Origin of the sequence: Roseovarius lutimaris (assembly GCF_900115165.1) — a bacterium.
GTDB lineage: Bacteria > Pseudomonadota > Alphaproteobacteria > Rhodobacterales > Rhodobacteraceae > Roseovarius > Roseovarius lutimaris.
The window spans coordinates 122762-146743 of sequence record NZ_FOVP01000008.1; the positions used below are offsets into that span (position 1 = coordinate 122762).

Consider the following 23982-nt stretch of genomic DNA (forward strand, 5'->3'; position numbering starts at 1 on the left):
TCCCGCATTAACTTTACAATTACGAAACACCTACGCAGGTATTTCACTGATTGAAGGATTTCGAGGCTTCGTGCAAAGATAGGTCATGACAGAAAAATCATACGACCGTACCGACGAAAGCCTGATCGCCCTGCGACGCATCCTGCGCGCGACAGAGCTTTATGCGCGCGATCTTGCGCAGGCCGTGGGGGTGACACCGGCACAGCTTCGGGTCATGCAGATCGTCGACGACAAGACCAGCGCCACACCCAAGACCCTGGCCAAGCAGATGAGCGTGAGCCAGGCGACGATCACGACATTGGTCGACAAGCTGGTGGCGCGCGGCATGGTCAAACGGGAAGCCTCCGAGCTTGACCGCCGCCAGATCAACGTCTTGATGACCGACCTTGGCCATAGCACGCTTGAAAAGGCGCCTGATGCGCTTCAACAACGCTATGTCCGCGCCTTTGCCGGGCTTGCGGATTGGGAGCAGGCGCAACTTGTGTCGTCGCTTGAACGCGTCGCGGACATGCTGGATGCGCAAAATATCGACGCCTCCCCTGTCCTCTCGTCAGGTGAGCTTGGATTGGGCAAAAAGCTCTGAGCAAATCCGTGGCGCGAGAGCCCCCCACCCGCGCACAGCACCGGCACCGGCACTGGCAGCGCGAGACCTTCGACGCTGGACACCTAAACCAAACAGTTTATATTTTGCCGTGAAGAGACCGCGAGAAAAGGCAAGAGCATGAAGCTGTCCGTCAATGGCACCGAGCATGAGATCAACGACCTGGAACCCGACATGCCGCTTTTGTGGGTCTTGCGGGATGAATTGGGCCTGAGAGGGCCGAAATACGGCTGTGGCATCGCGCAATGCGGCGCCTGCACGGTGCATATCGACGGCGAGGCGGTACGATCCTGTCAGGTGCCCGCGGGCGGTGTCTGGGGCGCCATCACCACCATCGAGGGGCTTGGCACGCCCGAGGCCCCGCACCCGGTTCAGGCCGCCTGGATCGCGCATCAGGTCGCGCAATGCGGCTATTGCCAGTCGGGCCAGATGATGCAGGCCGCCAGCCTGCTGGCCGAGACCCCAACCCCGAGCGACGCCGAGATCGACGACGCAATGTCGGGCAACCTGTGCCGTTGCGGCACCTATCCGCGCATCCGCGAGGCGGTCAAGACCGCCGCCGCCAAGCTGAGCGAGGGATAAGCCATGGGACGCCTCAAAACCATCGCCCGGCGCACATTCCTGATCGGCTCTGCGGCCATTGCCGGGGGCGTCGCCTTTGGCGTCTATAAATACAAGACCCCGCACGACAATCCGCTGCTCAATGATCTGCCCGAGGGCGCGGCGGCGCTGACGCCCTATGTGCTGATCACCGCGCAGAGCATCACCCTGATCACCCCGCGCGCCGACAAGGGGCAAGGCGCAACATCTGTTCAGGCAGCGCTTATCGCCGAAGAGCTTGATGTCGAACTTGACCAAATCAGGACCGATCCCGGCGCGCCAAGCCCGGCCTATTACAACACCGCGCTCGCGGGCGATGCGGTGCCGTTCCGCTCGACCGACGACAGCCTTCTTGCGACAACGACGCGCTCTGTGATGGATGCGCCGATCAAGTTTCTCGGGTTGCAAATCACCGGCGGCTCAACCACCGTGCCCGATGGCTATGAAAAACTGCGCATGGCCGGGGCGGTGGCGCGCGAAACGCTCAAGGCGGCAGCGGCGCAGATCCACGGGCTTGACGTGGCCGCCTTGATCACCGAGCGCGGCGCGGTGATCTTGCCGGATGGCACGCGCGTGCCCTATACGGCGCTTGCCAGCACCGCCGCCACGCTTGATCCGGTGCAAGACGTCACCCTGCGCGCGCCCGATCAGTGGCGCCTGCTTGGCAAGCCGATGCAACGCGTTGATATCGTGGCGAAATCCACTGGCACACAGAACTATGGCATCGACCAATCCCCGCCCGGCATGCTGCACGGCGCGATCAGGCTCAACCCGGCACAGGGCGGCGAGATGCTTGGCTTTGACGCCACCGAGGCCGAGAAAATGCGCGGCGTGGTCAAGATCGTGCCCTTGCCCGGCGGCATCGGCGTGATCGCCGATAACACCTGGCGCGCGTTTCAGGCCGCCTTGGCGGTGGATGTCGACTGGGGCCCCGCGCCCTACCCCGCTGACATGGCGGGTCATTGGAGCGCGCTCAGCGAGAGCTTCACGCCCGATCAGCAGGACAGCCGGTTTCGCAACGTCGGCGATGTTGACGCGGCATTGGCCGAAGACAGCGACCTGAGATTTGAATATCGCGCGCCCTACCTTGCCCATGCCCCGCTGGAGCCGGTCAATGCCACGGTTGTTGTCGGCGAAGGCCGGGTTGACGTCTGGACCGGCACGCAGATCCCGCGTTTCGTTCAGAAAAACGTCGCGCACATCGCGGGCGTTGAGACGGAGAACGTGCATATTCACGCCCTGATGATCGGCGGAAGCTTTGGCCACCGCCTAGAGGATGACGTGGTGCGCCATGCCACCAGGCTGGCGATGGCGATGCCCGGCACGCCGATCAAGCTGACCTATTCGCGCGAAGAGGACATGACCCATGACTATCCGCGCCAGATCGCCATGGCGCGCGGTCGGGGCCGGGTCAAGGGCGGACAGGTCGAGAGTTTTGACCTTGGCATCGCCATGCCCTCGGTCATGACCTCGCAGATGGGCCGCCAAGGCCTGCCGGTGCCGGGGCCCGACCTTCAGATCGTGGCCGGCGCCTGGGATCAGCCCTTTGACATCCCCAATTACCGCGTCACCGGATACCGCGCGCCGGAATTGGCGCCGATCAGTTCGTGGCGCTCGGTCGGGGCCTCGTCAAACGGGTTTTTCCACGATTGTCTTCTTGATGAGCTGATCCATGCGGCGGGGGCCGATCCCTTGGCCGAACGGCTGCGCCTGTGCAATCATACCCCCTCACGCAAGGTGCTTGAGGCAGTTGGCGAAATGTCGAACTGGGGTGGTACACCTGGGCCGCGGCGTGGGCGCGGTGTTGCCTTTTGCCTGTCCTTCGGGGTGCCCTGCGCGCAGGTGATCGAGGTGAGCGATACCGATGCCGGGATCAGGATCGACCGGGTTTATGTCGCCGCCGATGTCGGGCGTATCCTTGATCCGGTCAATTTCGAAGGGCTTGTCAAAGGCGGTGTGATCTTTGGCCTTGGCCATGCAATGAATTGCGAGATCACCTATTCGGATGGCGCCGCCGAGCAGGAGAATTTCGACAGCTTTCCCGGCATGCGGCTATATCAATGCCCCGAGATCGTGGTGCGCGGCCTTGAGAACGCCGACAATATCCGTGGCATCGGCGAGCCGCCGGTGCCCCCCGCCGCGCCTGCCCTGGCCAATGCGATCTTTGCCGCCACCGGCACGCGGCTGCGTGAAATGCCGTTCAACAGGTTTGTCGATTTTGCCTGACAGGCGCGCGCCCTCTTGCAGCGGCGCGCGCGCGATGCTTGAACTGGGGCCATGCGCCACCTGATCACAACCCTTGGCCTGCTCGGCCTCTCGACCGCCTCTGGCGGGCTGGCACAGATCATCGGCGTGCCCTTGCCTTTCATGCTTGGGCCGCTGGCGGTTTCGGCCCTTGTGGCGACGGTGCTGCCGCATCGCCTGCCTGTGGGCTATGGGTTTCCAAAGCATCTTCGGCTGGCGTTCATTGCCATTATCGGGCTGATGATCGGGGCGCAGGTGACACCGGCGCTGTTCACCGAAGCGCATGATTTCATCTATAGTTTTGCCGCGCTGACGGTGTTTGTCGCGCTCGCGCATGGCATGGGCTATGCCATTTTTCGCCGTTTGGGCGGCTATGATCCGGTGACCGCCTTTTACGCCAGCACGCCCGGCGGGTTATACGAATCTATCGCCCTCGGCGAGGCGGCGGGCGCGGATATGACCCGGCTGATGCTGCAACAATTCCTGCGTGTCATCGTGGTGGTGACGGCGGTGCCGATCGGCCTGTCGCTCTGGCTTGGCGCCCCGGTCGGAAGCTCTGCAGGCATGACACTGGCGCGCGCCGATGTGCCCTGGTCCGATCTGCCGGTGATCGCGATTGCCGGGCTGGCGGGGCTTGGGCTTGGGCATCTGCTGCGCCTGCCCGCCGGGCAGTTGACCGGGCCGATGGCGCTTGCGGCGGTGCTGTCGCTGACCGGGGTGATTGGCCTCGATATCCCGCAATGGCTGGTGAATATGGCGCAGATGGTGCTTGGCACGGCGCTTGGCATGCGCTTTACCGGGCTAAACCCCGCAATGATCCTGCGCGGCGCGGGCCTGTCGGTCGTGTCGGTGGCGATGATGCTGGCGCTTGGCGGCGGCTTTGCTTTTGTCCTGCACCGGATCACCGCAGAGCCGGTCGATGTTCTGCTGATCAGCTTTGCGCCTGGCGGGGTGACCGAAATGGCGCTTGTCGCACTTAGCCTCAATGCCAATCCCGCCTTTGTCACGCTGCACCATATCTATCGCATCCTGCTCACGGTGCTGGGGCTTGGACTGATCACGCGCCTGCGCGAACGCCGCCTTTGACAGGGGCGCGCGCAAGCGTTATCTGAACATATGTTCATTTACTGAAGGGAAACCGCCATGCGCATTCAGGACACAGCCGCAATCATCACTGGCGGGGCCTCCGGCCTTGGCGAGGCCACCGCACGCCACTTTGCCGAGATGGGCGCTCAGGTGACGCTGTTTGATCGCGACGGCGAGCGCGGTCGCGCCGTCGCCGCCGAAATCGGCGCCACTTTCGTTGAAACCGATGTCACCGACGAGGCTTCGGTAAGTGCGGCTATTGCCGCCGCAAAGGCCGCCATGGGCAAGATCACCGCCGCCGTGAACTGTGCCGGGATCGCCATCGGCGAAAAGACCCTTGGCCGCGACGGGCCGCACAGCCTCGCGGCGTTCAAACGCACCATCGACATCAACCTTGTGGGCACCTTCAACGTCGCCCGCCTTGCCGCCGCCGAAATCGCCCAAAACGTAGCCGCCCCCGATGGCGCGCGCGGCGTGATCATCAACACCGCCTCGGTTGCGGCGTTTGACGGGCAAAAGGGCCAGGCGGCCTATGCGGCCTCAAAGGGCGGGATCGTGGGCCTTAGCCTGCCGATGGCGCGCGATCTGGCGCGTGACGGCATCCGGGTGATGGCAATTGCGCCGGGGATTTTTCTCACGCCGATGCTCAAGGGGCTGCCGCAAGAGGTACAGGACGGCCTGGCGCAGGATGTGACCTGCCCCAAGCGGCTAGGCGATCCGGCGGAATATGCCGCGCTTGCCCGGTTTATCGTCGAATGCGGCTATCTCAATGGCGAGGTGATCCGGCTGGATGGGGCATTGCGGATGCGATAAGTCGGCTCAACTGGCCCCTTCGGTTTCGATCTTAAGCTCGTGACCACAATGCTTGCAGTGGATCGCATCCGGGTCATGGCGCGTCAGCCCGCAATCGGGGCATTTGTAGCGCACCTTGGCGGGCGTGAAAATCGCTTTGGCCAACCCCAGGAACAGCGCTACCCCGACCACCATGATTGCCACCGACAAAAGCCGCCCAAGGCCGCTTGTCATGGTGATATCGCCAAATCCGGTCGTCGTCAGCGTGGCGACGGTGTAATAGAGCGCGTCAACATAGGTCTCAAGGCCCGGCTCTTGACCGCCACGCAGAATGAACACCACCGCCGTCATCGTGAAGATAAAGACCAACAGGTTGATCAAGGCAACGATGGTATCCTCGCGTTGGCGAAAGAAGGCTGAATCGCGGCGCAGATCGCGCAACAGATGATAGGAATGCACAAGCCGCAGCGCCCGCAACAGCCGCAGCATCGCCAGCTCCTGCCCCAGAAACGGCGTCGCAATCAGCGAGGCCAGAACGACGATATCCACGATCACGTAAATCTGGCGCAGGTGGCGTATCTTGTTGGGCGCAATCCAGAACCGACAGATCATATCGGCCAGCACCAGAATCGCCACCACCGCATCTATCGCCAGCAGCCCCGGCGTGAACGCCATGGTGGCCGTGGCCAGAAAAAACAGGATCGTGGCCGCGTCAAAGATCAGCAACGCATAGCGGAACCGCGTGGCGCGCTTGCTGCGGCCTTCGTAAAGCAGGCGAATCCTGTCTTTCATCTGCGCGGGCTCCTGTTTCGGTCTGTTCCGTTTCAAGAGCTAGGGAATCTACGCGAAAATCAACCCTCTGCCTCGGCCTTTTCAGCCAGGGCAAGCCATTCTTCCTCGGCCTCTGCCAATGTTGCCTGGCGTGTGGTCAAGGCCTCGGTCGCCTTTTTGAACTTGATCGGCTCGCGAGTGAACAGCTCGGCATCGGCCAAAAGCTCTTCCAGCTTGGCGATCTCGGCCTGAAGCCGCTCCATCACGGCGGGCAATTCTTCAAGACGGTGCTTTTCGGTGAAGGACAGTTGCGGTTTGGTGGCTTTCTCTTGCTTTAACTCTGGCTTGTTCTGCCTTGATTTATCGCGACTTTTATCCGTAATCCCTGATGCGCCGGCATTGCGCTGTGCGCGATAATCGCTCCACCCGCCGGCATAGGCGGTGGCGCGCCCGTCGCCCTCCATCGCGATGGTGGTGGTGGCGACGCGATCAAGAAAATCGCGGTCGTGGCTGACCAGAAGAACGGTGCCATCATAATCGTCAAGCAATTCCTGCAACAGGTCCAGCGTTTCGATATCAAGGTCGTTGGTCGGCTCATCGAGCACCAGAAGATTGCTTTCCCGCGCCATCAGCTTGGCCAGCAAAAGCCGGGCTTTTTCGCCCCCCGAGAGGGACTTGACCGGCGCGCGGACCTGGCGTTCGTCAAACAGGAAATCCTTGAGATAGCTGACCACATGGCGCGGCACACCGCGCACCATGATCTGATCCGCCTGCCCCGAAACGCGCATATCCACGTCCCCGGTGAGGCTTTCCCAAAGCGACATTTCCGGGTGAAGCTGCGCGCGGGCCTGATCAAAGACGGCGGGCACAAGGTTGGTGCCTGTGGTCACCGTCCCCTCATCGGGCTCGATCTCTTTCAGCAGCATTTTCAAAAGTGTTGTCTTGCCCACACCATTGGGACCGACAAAGGCCACGCGGTCGCGGCGCTGGATCTTTATGCTGAAATCTTTCAGGATGAGCTTATCGCCGTATCCTTTTGAAATATTTATCGCTTCTATCACCTTGCGACCCGAAGACGGCCCCGCCTCAAGCGCCATTGCGGCAGTGCCCTGACGTTTGATCTGGCTGGAGCGTTCGGCGCGCAGGTCTTGCAGGGCGCGCACCCGGCCCTGATTGCGCTTGCGACGGGCGCTGATTCCCTCGACGGCCCAACGGGCCTCGGACTTGATCTTGCGATCAAGCTTGTGGCGCTGCATGTCTTCATCTTCCCAAACCTTGTCACGCCAGGCCTCGAAATGCTCGAATCCGGTTTCCTGACGGCGTGTCATTCCCCTGTCAATCCAGAGGGTTGCACGCGTAAGTTCACGCAAGAAGGCGCGGTCGTGGCTGATCAGGACAAAGCCCTTGCGGGTCTGCTTGAGCTCGGCTTCAAGCCAACCGATCGCCTCGATATCAAGATGGTTGGTCGGCTCGTCGAGCAGCATGAGATCCGGCGCTTCGGCCATCAGCTTGGCCAGGGCGGCGCGCCGCCGCTCGCCGCCCGAGGCGGTGGCAACCGGGCGGTCGGGGTCGAATTTCAAGCCTTCGCCCGCCATCTCGACACGGTACATCTCGGAGGCATCCAACTCGCTGACGGCATAGTCGCCAAGCGTGGTAAAGCCTTTCATATCAGGCTCTTGCTCCATATAGCCAACGCTGATTCCCGGGGTCACGACCCGCACGCCCTTGTCGGGCTCAACCAGCCCCGCCATCACCTTGAGAAGGGTGGATTTGCCAGAGCCGTTGCGCCCGACAAGCGCCACACGGTCGCCGGGTTGAACCACAAGCGAAAGGTCATGAAATATCGGCTCACCCCCAAAGGTAAGCGAGATATCGGTGAGCTGAAGAAGAGGTGCGCGTGCCATGAGTGCGGGCTATCTCGGGGCCTCGGGGGCGTCAAGCGAAAGGCGGAGGTCGGCGCGCTTTGTGCGCCGAGCGCGCCCTAGGTCGCGGCAAGCGCGCGCAAAAGCCGCTTGCGCATCGGCGGAATCGCCTTGATTTCAACCCCGGTGAAGACATGAAGCGTATTCATCCGCGCATCGACAACCGCGTGATCGCTCACCCACCCACCCATTGCCAGATAGCTGCGCAGCAAAGGCGGCATATGTCGCAGCGCCTGTTTGGGGTCGGGTTCATGCCCGCCGAGCCCCTCGCAAAAGCGGAACACGCCTGGCGCGCCCACCCGAGGGCGCCACACCTCGGGCGCAAGGTGGCGATCGCGCAGCAAGGCAAAGCTGTCGCGGTAAGGCGCGGGATCGGTGCCCTGAAAGGATGAACAGCCAAACAGCATCTCAACCCCGGTGCGATCCACATGGCGCGTCATCGCCGCCCAGGCATGGCGCAGGATATCGGGATCCTGCACCCCTGGGAGGCTGCAAAAGCGCCCCAGCTCTGCCATTGGCCCGACAAACCTGGAAAGCTTTGCCAAATCATAGAATTGCGCGGCATAGCTCAGGTTGATTTCGACGCCGCTCGACAGCGGTAACATCCGAAAACAACCGACAAGCCGCCCGCCGCTCTGCTCTTCGATCAGGAAGTGGGTGCAAAGCGGATCAAACGCATCGCAATCCAGATCGGCCTCAACCACCGGGGCAAAGGCCAGATGGCGCAGGCGCTGTGCAGCACGGATATCGCGGCCATCCTGCGCCACGCGCACCCGGTATCTTGTGCTTTGAGAATGCGCCATGATCCCACCCATTAAGGCCAGTCTGATCCTCGTCAGGTACGAGGCATAGCACAAGCAGTTACCGCATTCTCATGCCGATCCGCGATTAGTTCAAACCGTCAAGCGGGTTGATATTGCCGATATTGCCAAGCATCTGACGCAAGAAGCCGTTGCTGATCACCGACGAATCGGTCACCCGGCGCGACAGCGGCACAATGTTGCCATCCTCAAGACCAAAGCGCTCGATATTGGCAATCGTGTCATCCTCGTTGAACGAAATCGCCAGGATCTGACGCTCGACCACCTCGGGGCGGAACATGCCGAATTCGCGCACGCGGCTGCGGACGTAATAGTAATTTCCATCCCCCAGCATCCCTGAAAGAGACGGCGGCCCAACCGTATCGTCCACCGTGGCACGGGTATCGACGCCCACGACAAGGTTTTGCATATCCTCGTCAAGCGGCGCATAGCCATGGTTTCTGTAGGTCGCCGAACAGGCGGTCACAACGATAAGACAGCAAAGCGCCATGGCGCTGACCACCCGGTTTCTGATAGCTGTCATCTCTGCCCTCTTGTCTTGGCCTAACGCGGCTTTTATCCCGCTTACAACAAGGTGGTGCAATGGTTCAAGAAAGGAAGCAAGGGTGACTATGTCGCAAACGCCTCGAAAACAAAGCGTGCTCCGTGTCTCTGACCTCTCGATCAAGCGGCCCGTGGCGTTTGATCTGGCCCCGGACAAGGCCGAAATGGCGCTTATCGCAAAAGAGCTGGACCTGTCGGCGCTGCGCAAGCTGCGCTTTCGTGGCACCTTGACGGCCGAGGGGCGCAGCGACTGGCTGCTGCTTGCCGATCTTGGCGCCACGGTGGTGCAGCCCTGTGTTGTCACGCTCGATCCGGTCACAAGCCGGATTGATGAAAAGATCACCCGCCGTTTCCTGGCAGAACTGCAAGAGCCCGAGGTCGCCCCCGGCGACGAGGTGGAAATGCCCGAGGATGACACGATCGAACCGCTTGGCAACGAAATCGACCTCAATCGCGTGATGATCGAGGCGCTTGCGCTCTCGCTGCCGGATTACCCGCGCAGCGACGGCGCCGAACTCGGCCAGATCACCGTGGCCGAGGATGGCATCACCCCGCTTGAGGATGAAGACACCAAACCCTTTGCCGGGTTGGCCGCGCTGCGCGACAAAATGGAAAACGACGAATAGCACCAAGAATCGCTTGCTCCGGCAACAAATCGCTGTATTTTCGCGCTCTCATCGGAATTTAGGGTTGAACCGGCGGCTCGTAACAGACTATGAGCCGCGAACACTCGTGAAACAGGGCCGGATCGGCCCACAGGAATTGAGGTTGAGACATGGCTGTCCAACAGAACAAAGTATCGAAATCACGCCGCAACAACCGTCGCGCACATGACGCATTGGTTGCAGGCAACCCCAACGAATGCCCCAACTGTGGCGAGCTCAAGCGCCCGCACCACGTTTGCGCATCCTGCGGCCACTATGCCGACCGCGAAGTCGTGGCCATGGCCGACGAAATCGATCTGGATGACGACGCGGCGTAAGCGATAAAAAGGCGAATTGCTGCATGACCGCTCGCAGGGATCAATCCAAGGCGGGTGCAGGGCGCACCATCATCTCGGTTGACGCCATGGGCGGCGATCAGGGGCCGGCGACCGTTGTCGCCGGTATTGCCGATTCTGCCAGACGCAATCCTGATATCGGCTTTATCCTGCACGGTCCCAAGGACGACCTCGAACACCTTATTGCCAAGCGCAAAGGGTTGGCCGCGCGTGTCGAGATACGCGACGCGCCCGAAGTCGTCACGATGGAAGACAAGCCTGCGCATGCTGTGCGCCGCGGCCGCGAGACATCGATGTGGTCGGCGCTTGAATGTGTGCGCGCGGGCGAGGCGACGGTTTGCGTATCCTGCGGTAATACCGGGGCTTTGATGCTGATGTCGGTTCTGCGGCTGCGCAAGCTACCCGGTATCTATCGGCCTGCGATTGCGGTCATGTGGCCCTCGCAGAATCCGCAGTCGTTCAACATCATGCTTGATGGCGGGGCCGATATTCGCGCCGATGCCAAGGATCTCATGCAATACGCGCTGATGGGGGCCTCTTATGCCCGTAACGGCTTTGGTCTTGCCAGGCCGCGGATCGGGCTTTTGAATGTCGGCACGGAAGAGCACAAGGGACGCACCGAGCTGAAAGAGGCCTATGACCTTATCGCAGCCAATGCCCGCACGTCGGAGTTCGAATTTATCGGCTTTGTCGAGGGGCGCGACCTTCCGGGCACGGCCTGTGACGTGATTGTCACCGATGGGTTTACCGGCAATGTGGCCCTCAAGACCGGCGAAGGTATCGCAAAGCTGTTTGCCGATCTGATGCGCGAGGCGTTTGCCCATTCCCTGCTGTCGCGGCTGGCCGCTGTGGTCGCCTACCCTGTCCTGCAACGTCTGAAAAAGCGGATCGACCCGCGGCGCGCCAATGGCGGCGTGTTTCTTGGGCTGAACGGCACGGTTGTGAAATCGCATGGTGCGGCGGATGCGACCGGCGTGTCCTCGGCGATCAAGCTGGCGTTTGAACTTGCGCAATCAGGGTTTTCCGAAAGGCTTGCGGCGCGGGTTGCATCTGCGGCCTCTCTGGATCAGGATGCGCCCTCGGATAATGTAATCGACGGTGAGACTGAATGACTGTACGTGCCGTTGTGGAAGGGGTCGGGCATTACCTGCCGGATCGTATTGTTCCCAACTCGGAATTTGAAAAGACCCTCGACACAACGGATGAATGGATTCGCACCCGATCAGGCATCGAGCGGCGACGCTTTGCCGCCGAAGGCCAGACCACGTCCGATCTGGCGGTGCGCGCCGCGCGCGCCGCGCTTGAGCACGCCGGGCTTACCGCTGATGACATCGACGGCATCATCGTGGCCACCTCGACCCCCGATCTGACCTTTCCCTCAGTCGCCACCATGGTGCAAAAAGAGCTTGGCATGACGCGCGGCTTTGGCTTTGACGTTCAGGCGGTCTGCGCCGGTTTCATCTATGCGCTGGCCAATGCCAACGCCCTGTTGATCGCCGGTCAGGCCAAGCGCCTTCTGGTGATCGGCGCCGAGACCTTCAGCCGGATCATGGATTGGACCGACCGCTCGACCTGTGTGCTGTTCGGTGATGGCGCCGGCGCGCTTGTGCTTGGCCTTCAGGACGGCACCGGCAGCAATGCCGATCGCGGGATTCTGTCGGCTGATCTCAATTCCGACGGGCGCTATCGCGACATGCTTTACGTCGATGGCGGTGTGTCCTCGACCGGCGATTCGGGCAAGCTGCGCATGCAGGGCAATCCGCTGTTCCGTCAGGCCGTGGAAAAGCTGACCTCGACCGCCGAAACCGCGCTTGCCAAAGTCGGGCTGAGCGGCAGCGATGTCGATTGGATCGTTCCGCATCAGGCCAACATTCGCATCATCCAGGGCACCGCCAAAAAGATGGGCCTGCCGATGGATCGGGTGATCGTCACGGTGCAGGATCACGGCAACACCTCGGCGGCCTCGATCCCTCTGGCGCTGTCGGTGGGGGTGGAGAGCGGCAAGATCAAGCAAGGCGATCTCGTGCTCTCAGAGGCGATTGGCGGCGGTCTGGCGTGGGGCTCGGTGCTTCTGCGCCTGTAAATCACCGAAAATGCGCAAAAAAGCGCGCTTTAACCCCGCTGTGTAAGTCGTTGACATTGACTCGGAAAATCCTTCGGCCCTAAGGTTGCTCAAAAACAGGGGGGACCTGATGACTGATAAGACATTGACGCGCATGGATTTGAGTGAGGCCATTTTCCGAGAGGTCGGCCTGTCACGCAACGACGCATCACAGCTTGTCGAAAGCGTGCTTGATCACATGTCGGACGCTCTGGTGAGCGGCGAGCAAGTCAAGATTTCGTCCTTTGGCACATTTTCCGTGCGTGACAAGACGGCCCGCGTTGGCCGCAATCCCAAGACCGGTGAAGAAGTTCCGATCAACCCCCGCCGGGTTCTCACCTTCCGCCCGTCGCACCTGATGAAAGATCGCGTCGCGGCCGGCAACAAAAGCTGAGGGGCACAGAGCCGATGGCAAAATCCGCCGACGCCTTTCGCACGATCAGTGAAGTTGCCGAATGGCTGGAGGTTCCGGCGCATGTGCTGCGGTTCTGGGAAAGCAAGTTTTCGCAGATCAAGCCGGTCAAGCGCGCGGGCGGCCGCCGCTATTACCGCCCCGCCGACATGCTTTTGCTGGGCGGGATCAAGGCGTTGCTGCACGATGAGGGCATGACCATCAAGGGCGCTCAAAAGCTGTTGCGCGAACAGGGGGTGCGCCATGTCTCGGATCTGTCGCAGCCCTTGGATGAGGTGACCAAAGGCGAAGCCAGCAATATCGCCCTCGACGTGGCACCAGAGCGGTCTGAACCTGCCAAGGTGCTGAATTTCGAACGCGGGGGCAATGCGCCGCCTGCCGTACCCGCCCCGGCACCGCCTGAAATCCTCGACGCCCCGGAAGACCAGACTGCAGCGACCGCCGAAGCAGAGGATACCGCCTCGCCCGCCGAGACCGACAGCCCGATCCCGCAGGATGCGCGGTTGCCCGATGAAACGCCCCCGCACGCCCTCGATGACGCAAATCACGACACTACGGATACGGGATCAGAGCAACAGCCCGAAGACTTACCCCCGCAAGTGACCGACCCCGACCGTGAGATCATAGCCGAAACCGCGCCCCCGGAGCCAGAGGCACAAGCCGCAACGGAACCGGCAGCAGAGCCAGAACCGGAGCCCGAGGCTGCGGCCCTGAAAGAGCCCACCCCCCTGCCCCAACCGGACCTGCCCGAGGATGCAACAGACAAGGTCAGCGCCGACCCCGGCCCGCTTGCCGCCCTGGCCGACCTGCCACACCCGATTTCACCCGAAACCGCCGCACGTCTCGGGCCTGTGCTGGCCCGGCTCTCGGCGCTTGGGGCTGCGAAATCGCAAGATGGTCAACTCCGGGACTAAAAAGTGGGAATTAGCCCTTGTCCCCGCTCTGAAAACCAGTATGACGTCCACATCGTCGGGCTATGGCGCAGCCTGGTAGCGCGTCCGTCTGGGGGACGGAAGGTCGCAGGTTCGAGTCCTGCTAGCCCGACCAATTCAACCGACGATCCCGCCCATCTGCCCCCCCCAGGGCACCGCGCCAAAGATGCGGGGCTGCCATAGGGGGCGAAGATGACCGGGGTTCTTTCCAGCCAGCAAATCAAGGCCATGATCGCCGATGGCGCGCTTGGTGCCAGACCCGGCATCCTGCCCGAACAGGTGCAACCCGCCAGCCTTGACTTGCGTCTTGGCGCCGTGGCCTACCGGGTGCGGGCCTCGTTCCTCACCGGCTCCGGGCGCACCGTGGCCGAGCGGCTGGCCGAGTTTGAAATGCACCAGGTCGACCTGAGCCAGGGCGCGGTTCTGGAAAAGGGCTGTGTCTATGTGGTGCCCCTGATGGAGTCTCTGGCCCTTCCCAAGGGCGTGCAGGCGGTGGCCAATGCCAAATCATCGACCGGGCGGCTTGATCTTCTGACCCGGATGATCACCGATGGTGGCGTCGAATTTGACCGCGTGCCGCCGGGCTATGCCGGCCCGCTTTACGCCGAAATCTGCCCGCGCTCCTTCTCGGTGCTGGTGCGTCCCGGCATGCGCCTCAATCAGATCCGCTTTCGCCAGGGCCATGCGACGCTGGATGATACGGCCCTGCGCGCGCTTCATGCCGCAAGCCCGCTGGTCGATGGCACCGCCGTGATCGACGAGGGCCTTGGCTTTTCGGTCGATCTGCGCCCCAGCGACAGCAGCCTTGTCGGCTATCGCGCCAAACCCCATACCGGGGTGATCGACCTCGAGAAGATCGCCCATTACGACCCCTCGGACTATTGGGAAGAGGTCCATGCCAAGGCGGGCCATATCATCCTTGATCCCGGCGCGTTCTATATTCTTGTCAGCCGCGAGGCGGTGCATATCCCGCCGGACTATGCCGCCGAAATGGCGCCCTATGTGGCCATGGTGGGTGAGTTCCGGGTGCACTACGCGGGTTTCTTCGATCCCGGTTTCGGTCATGATGCGGCCGGCGGCAGCGGCTCACGCGGCGTGCTTGAGGTGCGCTGCCACGAGGCGCCCTTCGTGCTCGAACATGGTCAGGTCGTCGGGCGGCTGGTCTATGAGAAAATGTATGAGATCCCCGATCAGCTCTACGGCGCGGGCATTGCCTCGAATTATCAGGGTCAGGGCCTCAAGCTCAGCAAGCATTTCAAAAGCTAGGCGCGCCTCAGAACCGTCCGATCCTGCGGCCAAGCTTCATCGCCTGACGCGTGCGCTGTGCGGTTTTGCGACCATCGGGGCCAGCGGCGGCGCCACCGCCACGGTTCATCTTCTTGCCAACGGCATTGACGCCGCCGCGCAACAGGCGGCGCATGACCATGCGCATCACCATCGTGACAATCTGATTGACGTTCATTGCATCGCTCCCTTTGCCTGCCTCTGCCAGATGACATACCACAGAAAGATGCAATTTTAAGGGCACCCCGGATAAATTAAAGAAAATCGGCTGTCCCGGGCTTCTTCTTGGCCAAAATACTCCCGCCGGAGGCCTCCACACCTGCCAGAATGCGCCGCGCCCTGCGGCCCCTTGCGCAACAAAAGCTTGCATCCAAGTGGCGCCGCATTCATGCATCAGACATGACAGAGACCCGCCCCCCCTCTCCCAATTCCCTGGCCGCCCTCGGCTGGTCAAAGGGGTTTGAGGATCAGGTAACGCCCGATGAGACCGCGCTTGCACCGATGCGCATCGCGACCGTGCATCGCTCGCGGGTCACTGCCTTTTCGCCCTCGGGCGCTGTCAAGCTCAACCTGCCCGCCCATGCCAGCACCACCGATTTCGCCGTCGGGGACTGGGTTCTTGTCGATCCGGAGACCGACACCGTCAGCCGCCGACTCGAGCGGAAATCACTGTTGCGGCGGCGCACCGAGGGCACCCGCGCGCCGCAGCTGATTGCCGCCAATATCGACACGCTCTTCATCGTCACCTCCTGCAACGCCGATTTTAACCCGGCGCGGCTTGAGCGTTACCTTGCCCTTGCCAATGAGGCCGGAACGACGCCGGTGATCCTCTTGACCAAGGCCGATATGGCAAAGGATGCCGCAAGCTACCAGAGCCGCGCGGCGGCCCTGCAACGCGGGCTCGCGGTGGTCACGCTCAACGCCAAAGACCCCGAGGCCGCCACCGCCCTCGCGCCATGGTGCGCGCCCGGTCAGACCGTGGCGCTTGTCGGCTCGTCGGGTGTGGGCAAATCGACCCTGCTCAACACCCTTGCCGCCAAGGACGACGCGGCGGCGCAACCCACCAGCGGCATCCGCGAGGATGACGCCAAGGGGCGCCACACGACCACCTCGCGCTCACTGCACGCGGTCAAGGGTGGCGGGCTGGCGATCGACACACCCGGCATGCGCTCGCTTCACGTCAGCGATGTCGGCGCCGGACTCGACACGCTGTTTGCCGAGATCGCCGAGCTTGCGCCAGAGTGCCGGTTTCGCGACTGCACCCACGCGCATGAGCCAGGCTGTGCGGTGCAGGCCGCCGTTGCGGCAGGCACGCTTGATCCGGGCCGTCTGGAACGCTGGCGCAAGCTTGATACGGAAAACCGCGTCAACACCCCGGTCGCCACCGGGCCGCGCGGCAACAAGACCATCAAGAAAACCCGCCACAAACGCTAGGTGTTCAGTCCCGGCATCTGATAGGGTGGATCGAGTTTGGCTCTTTCCGGCTCTGATGTCCGGAATTTGCAGATGTATTCGTATGGGGTGAGGCTGCCGCATGTCTTCGGGCGTCGCGCAAAATTCTATGCCGCCAAGACGTCGTTGAGATCTGCCTGCAACTGCTCATGGCTGTCGTAGCGGACCCGCTTTTGAGCGCCTCGAACATGCGAACTCAATACGTCAGAGCATGTCGCGTGAATTCCAATGAACGCGCCACGCCCTAAACCTCAAGCGCGCGCAAGACTGCGGGCAAGGTTTCGGGCAGATCCTCGGCAATCAGGCCCGGGCCGAATGCAAGCGCGCAGTCCACGTGCAGCCAGGCGGCAGTCTCTGCTGCCTGCATCGGCGCAAATCCCCGCGCCAAAAGCCCGGTGATAAACCCTGCCAGAACGTCACCCGAGCCGGCGGTCGCCAGCCAGGGTGCGGCGCGCGCGTAATGCGCCGAACTTATCCTGCACGCGCCCGAGGGGGCCGCAATAACCGTATCCGGCCCCTTGAATAGTACCACGCAGCCCGCCCGCTTCGCCGCCTCGCGGGTTGCATCGACCTTGGAATAGGCCGGTCCGCTGACCGCAGGTGCAGTTAGTTTCGCCGCAATATCGGGAAACAACCGCGCGAATTCCCCTGCATGCGGGGTCAGAATGCACCGCTCGTGCAACATCCCAAACAGCGCCTCATCCTGCGAAATCAGCGTCAACGCATCCGCATCCAATACAACCGACCGTCCCTCGTAGGGTGGGTGAAACCCACGCGCCTCCAGTGCCGCCTTGACCAGTGCCTCGCCTCGCTGATCTATCCCCATCCCGGGCCCCAGGCAAAGCGCAGTGATCCGCTTGTCCGCCAGCACCGCAGTCAAGGCCGACGCATCCTCGATCCGCCGCAACATCAGCGCGGTGATCTGCCCTGCCACCTCCATCTGCGCGACGGGCGGCACGCCAAGCGTCACCACCCCTGCCCCGATCCGAAGCGCACCACGCGCCGCCAGCCGCGCCGCGCCGGTCTTGCCTGCACCGCCGGAAAGGATCAGTGCATGGCCGTGAGAGTATTTGTGATTGCCCCATCCTGCTTTTCCCAAACTGTCCCAAGGCCAGCCAGGCTGATACCGATAGCGAATATCATCGACGAGACGGTCAGGCCCAATGAGTTCCAACATCTGCGGGCGAAGTATGCCCACGGCTTTCCCGTCGCGCAGGACAAAGGGCCTGCTGCCGGGCTTGGCATTCTTGCTTGGCTGGAAACACCGCCAGTTCTGCAGCCCGATATCCTTGACAACAAGCTTGCCACACAAACCCGGACCATGGCCAATAAAGTGCCCGGCTTTGGGACTGTCGAAAGCTACCGTGAGTTTGGCAAAACGATTGATATCATTTGCAAAGCCAGAGCTGTCGCTCCCGACAATACGGCCACTATCCGTGCACAAACCCGACGGTGCATCAATGCAAATGAGAGCATCGCTGAAGTCATCGCCATTGCGGCCCGCCATATGTGAAATAACATCCTTGGCGGCGCCCTCCAGTGGTCGCGTCAAACCCGTGCCAAACAAGGCATCTATGTAAAGCGTATAAGGCATCGCCCGGAGCGCTTTTTCCGAAAGTTCCGCCACCGGACCGTCGGCCACCCAGAGTTCGTAATTTGTTTTGGCATCCGGCGGGAGTTTCTCGGGGTCACCACAAAGAAAAACACCTACTTGCCAGCCTTTTCCATACAGCAACCGCGCCACGACAAACCCATCACCACCATTGTTGCCGGGTCCGCATAAAATTGCGACACTTTGAGGAGCGTTGCGATACGCTGGCCATTCCTCGAACACCGCCTCGACCACGCCGCGCCCGGCGCGTTCCATAAGCTCCAGACCGGTCACCTCACCCGACTCGATTGCGGCTGTTTCAAGGCTGCGCATCTGGGCGGCGGTGAGTAATTCGGTCATGTCATCAATCCCTGCGATTCAATTTCGCGCATTTTATGCGCATACTGCCTATTTTTTGGGCGACGTAGATTTTCACCGCCGTTTTCACCCACATTCCCGACCCTAACCGATTGAGCATACCCCTGAGAAGTGATCTGCACATCGCGAAACGACAGCCGAGGAGGCCCGAGCCGATGAAAAAGATCGAAGCGATCATCAAACCGTTCAAACTCGACGAGGTAAAGGAAGCTTTGCAGGATGCGGGCATTCAGGGCCTCTCGGTCATCGAGGTCAAAGGCTTTGGCCGTCAGAAAGGCCATACAGAGCTTTACCGTGGCGCCGAATACGTCGTTGATTTCCTGCCGAAGGTGAAAATCGACGTCGTGCTTGACGATGATCAGGTCGATGCTGCGATCGAAGCCATCATCGACGCGGCAAAAACCGACAAGATCGGCGATGGCAAGATTTTTGTCAGCCCGGTCGAACAAGCCATCCGCATCCGTACCGGCGAAACCGGCTCGGACGCGCTGTAACCCCTACTCCAGTAAGAAAAGGACAAGAGAATGAGCAAGGACGCAGTTCTCAAGCTGATCAAGGATGAAGACATCGAATATGTCGACATCCGCTTTACCGACCCGCGCGGCAAGTTGCAGCACGTCACCATTGTCGCCGATCTGGTCGACGAAGATTTCCTTGACGAAGGGTTCATGTTTGACGGCTCGTCAATCGCCGGCTGGAAGTCGATCGAAGCCTCCGACATGAAACTCATGCCCGACACCGAAAGCGCCTATGTTGATCCGTTCTATGCGGAGAAAACGCTCTGTGTGCATTGCTCGGTTGTTGAGCCCGACACCGGTGAATCCTATCCCCGCGATCCGCGCGGCACCGCCGAAAAAGCCGAGGCTTACCTCAAATCTTCTGGCATCGGCGACAGCGCCTTCTTTGGCCCCGAGGCCGAGTTCTTCCTGTTTGACGACGTTCGCTTTTCGAACTCGATCAACAAGGTGTCCTATGAAGTCGACGCGGTTGATGCGTCCTGGAACACCGATACCGAGTATGAAATGGGCAACACGGGTCACCGCCCGGGCCTTAAGGGTGGCTATTTCCCGGTCAACCCGGTGGATGACGCGCAAGATATCCGCGCCGAAATGCTCAGCACCATGAAGCGCCTTGGCATGAAAGTTGACAAGCACCACCACGAAGTGGCCAGCTGTCAGCATGAGCTTGGCCTGATCTTTGGCTCGCTGACCAAACAGGCCGACGAGATCCAGAAATACAAATACGTGATCCACAACGTCGCCCATGCCTATGGCAAATCGGCCACCTTCATGCCCAAGCCGATCTATGGTGATAACGGGTCAGGCATGCATGTGAACATGTCGATCTGGAAGGACGGCAAGCCGCTTTTCGCAGGCGATAAATATGCCGACCTGAGCCAGGAAGCGCTGTATTTCATCGGCGGCATTCTCAAGCACGCCAAAACGCTGAACGCCTTCACCAACCCGGCGACCAACAGCTATAAGCGCCTGATCCCCGGTTTCGAGGCCCCGGTTCTGCGCGCCTATTCGGCCCGTAACCGCTCGGGCTGCGTTCGTATCCCGTGGACGGAATCGCCCAAGGCCAAGCGCGTCGAGGCCCGCTTCCCCGATCCGGCGGCCAACCCCTATCTGGCGTTTGCGGCTCTGCTGATGGCTGGCCTTGACGGTATCAAATCCAAGATTGATCCCGGCGAAGCGATGGACAAGAACCTTTACGATCTGCCCGCCGAAGAACTCAAGGACATCCCCACCGTTTGTGGCAGCCTGCGCGAAGCGCTTGAGTGTCTTGCCGCCGATCACGATTTCCTTCTGGCCGGTGACGTGTTCACCAAGGATCAGATCGACGGCTATATCGCCCTCAAGATGGAAGAGGTGCATCAGTACGAGCACACACCCCACCCGGTCGAGTTCGGCATGTACTACAGCTGCTAAGGCGGCCCGCGGCCACAAATTAGCCGCGATATCACACCCTGAGAGCGCCCCCGACACGGGACGCTCTCTTTTTTTCACGGGACTGTTACCAAATTCGATCCAAAACCACCAAAATCGGGTGATTGCCTCAAACTATTCATATTTGAAACAAAAGAGATACAACTTTGGCGGTTATTCCTTGAAGGGTTGATAACCTATGGACGGATTGTACCATGACCAGAACCACTCACAGGGTTACGTCAGGGCTAGTATTTCTCGGTACGAGAACACTTGACATCGTGATGATCGGAAATCGAGTTTGCGCCACATTGGACAGGCTTGACGCGCAGGTTGGCGGGTTTTCGGTCCTTTCGGATGACACGGTGACGATACGCACGGCTGATTTCGAGCTCTGCATTGATATCAAGGCCGACTACCACGTGGCCGCCCTTGGTCGCCCTGCCGCGCATTTTCTGGCACTGACCTTGACCCGGTTTGACCCGGATGAAGATCAGGACCAGCGCTGCAACCAGTCGATCATGGCGCATGTGCTTCAGACCCTGCACCGCAGCCTGTCGCCCGACTATGTTCAGTGGATTGACCCGCGGGCTCTCCTGAGCAGCGCCGATTTTGAAATGGCCACGACCCTGCCCGAGGAAGAACCGGCCAATGAGGATCTTGCATGCGACGTCGTCATGGAGACGCCAAAGGCCATGCCACGGCGCCACACCCTGCCTGGCATCGAGGAAACCAACCATGTGCTTCAGGCCCGTCTGACGTGCGATGACCCGATTGAGGGCGCTCTGCGCACAACCTTTCGCGAGGATCAGATTGCCCGGCCCGACAGCACCGATGATATCCGTGAAAAGACCACGCCCTTGCGCCTCTCGGTCTGGCTGCTGACCATCACTCTGGGGCTGTTTGCCCTGCCGATGGCGGCCGCCCTTGCTGTTTTCAACCTGCTGCGCGGTGAAAACCTGCGGTTGACGGCGCAGACGGCGGCGCTGACCGGGACGTTCATCACGTTTCAGACCTTTGGGACCACCGCAAGTGCGATGAGCGCCCTTCAGAGCCTGTTGGGATAACCCATGGCGACCTCTTCCCCAGGCAGAGCCATTGTGCAACCCCGGCAATCGGCTAGACTTGCGGCGATTGGTTTTTACAGGAGTGTTGTGATGTCGCCAAACTATATAATCCGGCCCGTTCTGATGGGGCTCTCTCTGTGCTTTGGTCTTGCAGGGGCCGCCACGGCCGCGCCCTGTGGAAATACGGCAGACGGGTTTTCCGGCTGGAAAGCCGCTTTTGCAAAAGAGGCCGCACGCGAGGGCGTCGGGCAACGCGGCCTGGCGGCACTTGCAGATGCCCGCTATGCCAGCCGCACCATCGCGGCGGATCGCAATCAGAAAAGCTTTCGCTACTCGCTCGATAAATTCATGAAAGTGCGCGGCGCCGACACGATCGTGGCCCAGGGGCGCAAACGCAAGGCCCGCAACGCGGCGTTCTATGCCGCGCTTGAGAAGCGCTTTGGCGTGCAGGCCGGCGTGTTGATTGCCATTCATGGCATGGAAACCGGCTTTGGCGGCTTTATGGGCGACAGCGAGGTGGTCTCGGCGATCGTGACCCTGACCTATGATTGCCGCCGTTCCGATTTCTTTCGCCCGCATGCCCTTGGGGCGCTCAAGCTGGTCGATAGGGGCGCGATCACCGCCCAGACCAAAGGCGCCAGACACGGCGAGCTGGGCCATACCCAGTTTCTGCCCGGCAACGCCCTGACCTATGGCGTTGATGCCAATGGCGACGGGCGGATCGATTTCTATGACCTTGCCGACGCCATGGCTTCGACCGCGAATTTCCTGCGCCAGAAGGGCTGGCAGCCCGGCCAGGGCTATCGCGAGGGCCAGCCCAATTTCGCCGTCATCCAGCAATGGAATGCCGCAAGCGTCTATCAAAAGGCGATTGCGATCATGGCGGCGCGCATCGACGGGGGCTAGGCGCCCCTCCGCTTAGCCGCGCCTCGCCACAAGACGTTCTCTTTTGTGCCACGTTTGACCGGTTCCCCTTGTTCAACCCCAAGATCAACAGGCCACACCATGAGCAGACACCCCCACGGCCAGATTGCCGCATTGGAATATCACGACCTGCCAGGGATGGATTTCCCTGACATCGTCGAGGAATTCGACATCGCCTTGCAACACCTCTCGACGCAGGTGCGAAGCCTGACCTGGGATGGCGAGGATATTGCGTTGATTGATCGCGAAACCCTGCGCATCGCCCTTGGCTGGTTGCCGTCGCTCTCAGAAAACGCGCCGCACTACCTTGTGATCGCGGTCGGCCCCAAAGACGCAAGGCGCCCGACCCCGATCAAGGCAGAGACCTATGACCTGCTGCTGCGTCGCATCGTTGAACGGGTGCGCGACTACCTGCCCTTTGATGCGGTTCTGCGCGGTGCAGCCAATCAACCGATTGCCAGCGGGTTGATGGATGACACATTCGAATTGCTGGCAAGCACCTCGGGCGATATGCCCATGGACCGCGCCCGCCGGGCGACGCGCACGAAGGCAAAAAAGGCTGCCACCAAGGGTAAATCTGCGAAAACCGCGCCCCCGCGCCAGGGCCGCCCGCCGGATGATGTGGACGATGCACAGCTGATCCTGCCAGAGGCCTCTGTGCCGATACGCCTGACGATTGTGACCTTCGGGGTGACCTTGTTCCTGCACGCGCCCCCGATCGGCGCCGCGCTTCTGACCTATACGTTTCTGCGCGAGGCCGCGCCGCTTGCCACCTGAAGGCGTTCGTCCAGCACAAAGGTGTGGATCGAGAACACACAGGCCCGTGTCCTGGGCAGGCGCAACACGCATTGCCGCTCTGAGCGCAGATAGGGATAATCCGCCCCGCCCGTGACACGTGACTGAAGACGCGCGCGCGGTTGATGCAGCTTCGGGTCGGCGTAGCGCAGGGCGTTGAACCGCCAGAGCGGGCGATCAACCTGCACCCCGTCAAAAAGCCGCTGCACCCGCCGCGCAAGGCCCGCGTCATATTCGGGCACCGGCACATGGATCGACGTCAGCGGGCGGTCGATCTTGTCGGCCAGCCGCCAACTTGCCGGAAAACACAGCACGGCAGCCGTCAAGACATGCTCGTCGCCCTGTTTTTCCAACAGGCACAGATCCTCTTGCACCAGATGCCCAAGCGTGCCCATCGGATCGCCGTGATCCAGCTTGACCTTGATGCCATCGGGGCGTGTGGCCTGATCCGCGCGGATGTCATAGCCCGGCGCATATTCGGCCAGCCAGGCCAGCACATAGTCCAGCAATTCCTGCGCCGCCGCCGCGCCTTGGGGCGTTACCGCAAGCACATCGGCGCGCTGATCGCGCAACAGCCGCGCGCGCTCTTGCATTTGCGCGCCAAAGGCCTCATCCACCATCAGCCACTCGGCCAAAGGCAGGGGGGCGATCCCCGGCAAGGGGCGTGCCAGATTTGCCGCATAGGGCAGGCTTGTCTGTAAAATCTCGGTCATGCGGCAGTCTTAGCCGATGCGAATC

Annotated in this window: 25 protein-coding genes and 1 tRNA gene; 19 read left to right on the forward strand and 7 right to left on the reverse strand. The window is 61.3% G+C overall.

What is annotated here, in order from left to right; genetic code table 11:
• Positions 1–85: 85 nt before the first annotated feature.
• The 5 genes from BMZ91_RS08770 (at position 86) to BMZ91_RS08790 (ending at position 5344) form a co-directional block, all read left to right on the forward strand.
• Complete coding sequence (locus BMZ91_RS08770) at positions 86–583, forward strand: MarR family winged helix-turn-helix transcriptional regulator (RefSeq protein ID WP_092837201.1); 498 nt, start codon at positions 86–88, stop codon at positions 581–583.
• A gap of 138 nt (positions 584–721) precedes the next feature.
• Positions 722–1183, forward strand: a complete 462-nt coding sequence (locus tag BMZ91_RS08775) for a (2Fe-2S)-binding protein (protein WP_092837204.1) — start codon at positions 722–724, stop codon at positions 1181–1183.
• 3 nt (positions 1184–1186) lie between these two features.
• Complete coding sequence (locus BMZ91_RS08780) at positions 1187–3427, forward strand: xanthine dehydrogenase family protein molybdopterin-binding subunit (RefSeq protein WP_092837207.1); 2241 nt, start codon at positions 1187–1189, stop codon at positions 3425–3427.
• 51 nt (positions 3428–3478) lie between these two features.
• Positions 3479–4531: an AbrB family transcriptional regulator gene (locus BMZ91_RS08785; RefSeq protein ID WP_092837210.1), complete on the forward strand. Its 1053-nt coding sequence runs from the start codon at positions 3479–3481 to the stop codon at positions 4529–4531.
• Positions 4532–4588: 57 nt separating this feature from the next.
• Positions 4589–5344: an SDR family NAD(P)-dependent oxidoreductase gene (locus BMZ91_RS08790; RefSeq protein ID WP_092837213.1), complete on the forward strand. Its 756-nt coding sequence runs from the start codon at positions 4589–4591 to the stop codon at positions 5342–5344.
• A 6-nt stretch (positions 5345–5350) separates the two neighbouring features.
• On the opposite strand, the gene BMZ91_RS08795 is transcribed toward BMZ91_RS08790, so the two are convergent.
• From BMZ91_RS08795 to BMZ91_RS08810, 4 genes are all read right to left on the reverse strand, one after another.
• Positions 5351–6115 carry an ion channel gene (locus BMZ91_RS08795; protein ID WP_092837216.1) on the reverse strand — a complete coding sequence of 255 codons (765 nt, stop codon included), beginning with the start codon at positions 6113–6115 and terminating at the stop codon, positions 5351–5353.
• A gap of 59 nt (positions 6116–6174) precedes the next feature.
• Positions 6175–7998, reverse strand: a complete 1824-nt coding sequence (locus tag BMZ91_RS08800) for an ABC-F family ATP-binding cassette domain-containing protein (protein WP_092837219.1) — start codon at positions 7996–7998, stop codon at positions 6175–6177.
• Positions 7999–8075: 77 nt separating this feature from the next.
• Entirely contained in the window at positions 8076–8819 is a 744-nt protein-coding gene (locus BMZ91_RS08805) for a GNAT family N-acetyltransferase (RefSeq protein WP_092837361.1), read from the reverse strand.
• 85 nt (positions 8820–8904) lie between these two features.
• Entirely contained in the window at positions 8905–9360 is a 456-nt protein-coding gene (locus BMZ91_RS08810; protein ID WP_092837222.1) for an outer membrane protein assembly factor BamE, read from the reverse strand.
• Positions 9361–9448: 88 nt separating this feature from the next.
• Here BMZ91_RS08810 and BMZ91_RS08815 point away from each other — a divergent pair, with 88 nt between their 5' ends.
• The 8 genes from BMZ91_RS08815 to BMZ91_RS08850 all read left to right on the forward strand — a co-directional run bounded on the left by BMZ91_RS08815 (position 9449) and on the right by BMZ91_RS08850 (position 15091).
• On the forward strand, positions 9449–10006 hold the full coding sequence (locus BMZ91_RS08815) for a YceD family protein (RefSeq protein WP_092837225.1): 558 nt from the start codon (positions 9449–9451) through the stop codon (positions 10004–10006).
• Positions 10007–10155: 149 nt separating this feature from the next.
• On the forward strand, positions 10156–10362 hold the full coding sequence (gene rpmF, locus BMZ91_RS08820) for a 50S ribosomal protein L32 (protein WP_073194000.1): 207 nt from the start codon (positions 10156–10158) through the stop codon (positions 10360–10362).
• Between the two features lie 23 nt (positions 10363–10385).
• Complete coding sequence (gene plsX / locus BMZ91_RS08825; RefSeq protein WP_092837228.1) at positions 10386–11492, forward strand: phosphate acyltransferase PlsX; 1107 nt, start codon at positions 10386–10388, stop codon at positions 11490–11492.
• Positions 11489–12463, forward strand: coding sequence for a beta-ketoacyl-ACP synthase III (locus tag BMZ91_RS08830; RefSeq protein ID WP_092837231.1), 975 nt, complete (start codon positions 11489–11491; stop codon positions 12461–12463). The genes plsX and BMZ91_RS08830 overlap by 4 nt, the downstream gene beginning before the upstream one ends.
• A 109-nt stretch (positions 12464–12572) precedes the next feature.
• Positions 12573–12875, forward strand: coding sequence for an integration host factor subunit alpha (ihfA, locus tag BMZ91_RS08835; protein WP_092837234.1), 303 nt, complete (start codon positions 12573–12575; stop codon positions 12873–12875).
• Between the two features lie 14 nt (positions 12876–12889).
• Positions 12890–13807 (forward strand): MerR family transcriptional regulator, encoded by a 918-nt coding sequence (locus BMZ91_RS08840; RefSeq protein ID WP_092837237.1) that lies wholly within the window; start codon positions 12890–12892, stop codon positions 13805–13807.
• Between the two features lie 56 nt (positions 13808–13863).
• A tRNA-Pro gene (locus tag BMZ91_RS08845) sits at positions 13864–13940 on the forward strand.
• Positions 13941–14017: 77 nt separating this feature from the next.
• Positions 14018–15091: a 2'-deoxycytidine 5'-triphosphate deaminase gene (locus BMZ91_RS08850; RefSeq protein WP_092837240.1), complete on the forward strand. Its 1074-nt coding sequence runs from the start codon at positions 14018–14020 to the stop codon at positions 15089–15091.
• A gap of 7 nt (positions 15092–15098) precedes the next feature.
• Here the strand turns inward: BMZ91_RS08850 and BMZ91_RS08855 are convergent, their stop codons facing one another.
• A complete protein-coding gene (locus tag BMZ91_RS08855) occupies positions 15099–15287 on the reverse strand; it encodes a hypothetical protein (RefSeq protein ID WP_092837364.1) in 189 nt (62 codons plus the stop codon).
• A 221-nt stretch (positions 15288–15508) separates the two neighbouring features.
• On the opposite strand from BMZ91_RS08855, the gene rsgA reads away from it, so the two are divergent.
• Positions 15509–16543: a ribosome small subunit-dependent GTPase A gene (rsgA, locus tag BMZ91_RS08860; RefSeq protein WP_092837367.1), complete on the forward strand. Its 1035-nt coding sequence runs from the start codon at positions 15509–15511 to the stop codon at positions 16541–16543.
• Positions 16544–16805: 262 nt separating this feature from the next.
• Here rsgA and BMZ91_RS08865 read toward each other — a convergent pair whose 3' ends face one another.
• Positions 16806–18512: an NAD(P)H-hydrate dehydratase gene (locus BMZ91_RS08865; RefSeq protein ID WP_092837243.1), complete on the reverse strand. Its 1707-nt coding sequence runs from the start codon at positions 18510–18512 to the stop codon at positions 16806–16808.
• A gap of 173 nt (positions 18513–18685) precedes the next feature.
• On the opposite strand from BMZ91_RS08865, the gene BMZ91_RS08870 reads away from it, so the two are divergent.
• The 5 genes from BMZ91_RS08870 to BMZ91_RS08890 all read left to right on the forward strand — a co-directional run bounded on the left by BMZ91_RS08870 (position 18686) and on the right by BMZ91_RS08890 (position 23226).
• Positions 18686–19024 carry a P-II family nitrogen regulator gene (locus tag BMZ91_RS08870; protein WP_092837247.1) on the forward strand — a complete coding sequence of 113 codons (339 nt, stop codon included), beginning with the start codon at positions 18686–18688 and terminating at the stop codon, positions 19022–19024.
• A 30-nt stretch (positions 19025–19054) separates the two neighbouring features.
• On the forward strand, positions 19055–20461 hold the full coding sequence (gene glnA / locus BMZ91_RS08875; RefSeq protein WP_092837251.1) for a type I glutamate--ammonia ligase: 1407 nt from the start codon (positions 19055–19057) through the stop codon (positions 20459–20461).
• A gap of 212 nt (positions 20462–20673) precedes the next feature.
• Positions 20674–21525: a hypothetical protein gene (locus tag BMZ91_RS08880; protein ID WP_245736275.1), complete on the forward strand. Its 852-nt coding sequence runs from the start codon at positions 20674–20676 to the stop codon at positions 21523–21525.
• A gap of 123 nt (positions 21526–21648) precedes the next feature.
• Positions 21649–22431 (forward strand): lytic murein transglycosylase, encoded by a 783-nt coding sequence (locus BMZ91_RS08885; protein WP_092837257.1) that lies wholly within the window; start codon positions 21649–21651, stop codon positions 22429–22431.
• Between the two features lie 99 nt (positions 22432–22530).
• Complete coding sequence (locus BMZ91_RS08890; RefSeq protein ID WP_092837260.1) at positions 22531–23226, forward strand: hypothetical protein; 696 nt, start codon at positions 22531–22533, stop codon at positions 23224–23226.
• Here BMZ91_RS08890 and BMZ91_RS08895 read toward each other — a convergent pair.
• Positions 23187–23957 carry a heme-dependent oxidative N-demethylase family protein gene (locus BMZ91_RS08895; RefSeq protein ID WP_092837263.1) on the reverse strand — a complete coding sequence of 257 codons (771 nt, stop codon included), beginning with the start codon at positions 23955–23957 and terminating at the stop codon, positions 23187–23189. The genes BMZ91_RS08890 and BMZ91_RS08895 overlap by 40 nt on opposite strands.
• Positions 23958–23982 lie beyond the last annotated feature (25 nt).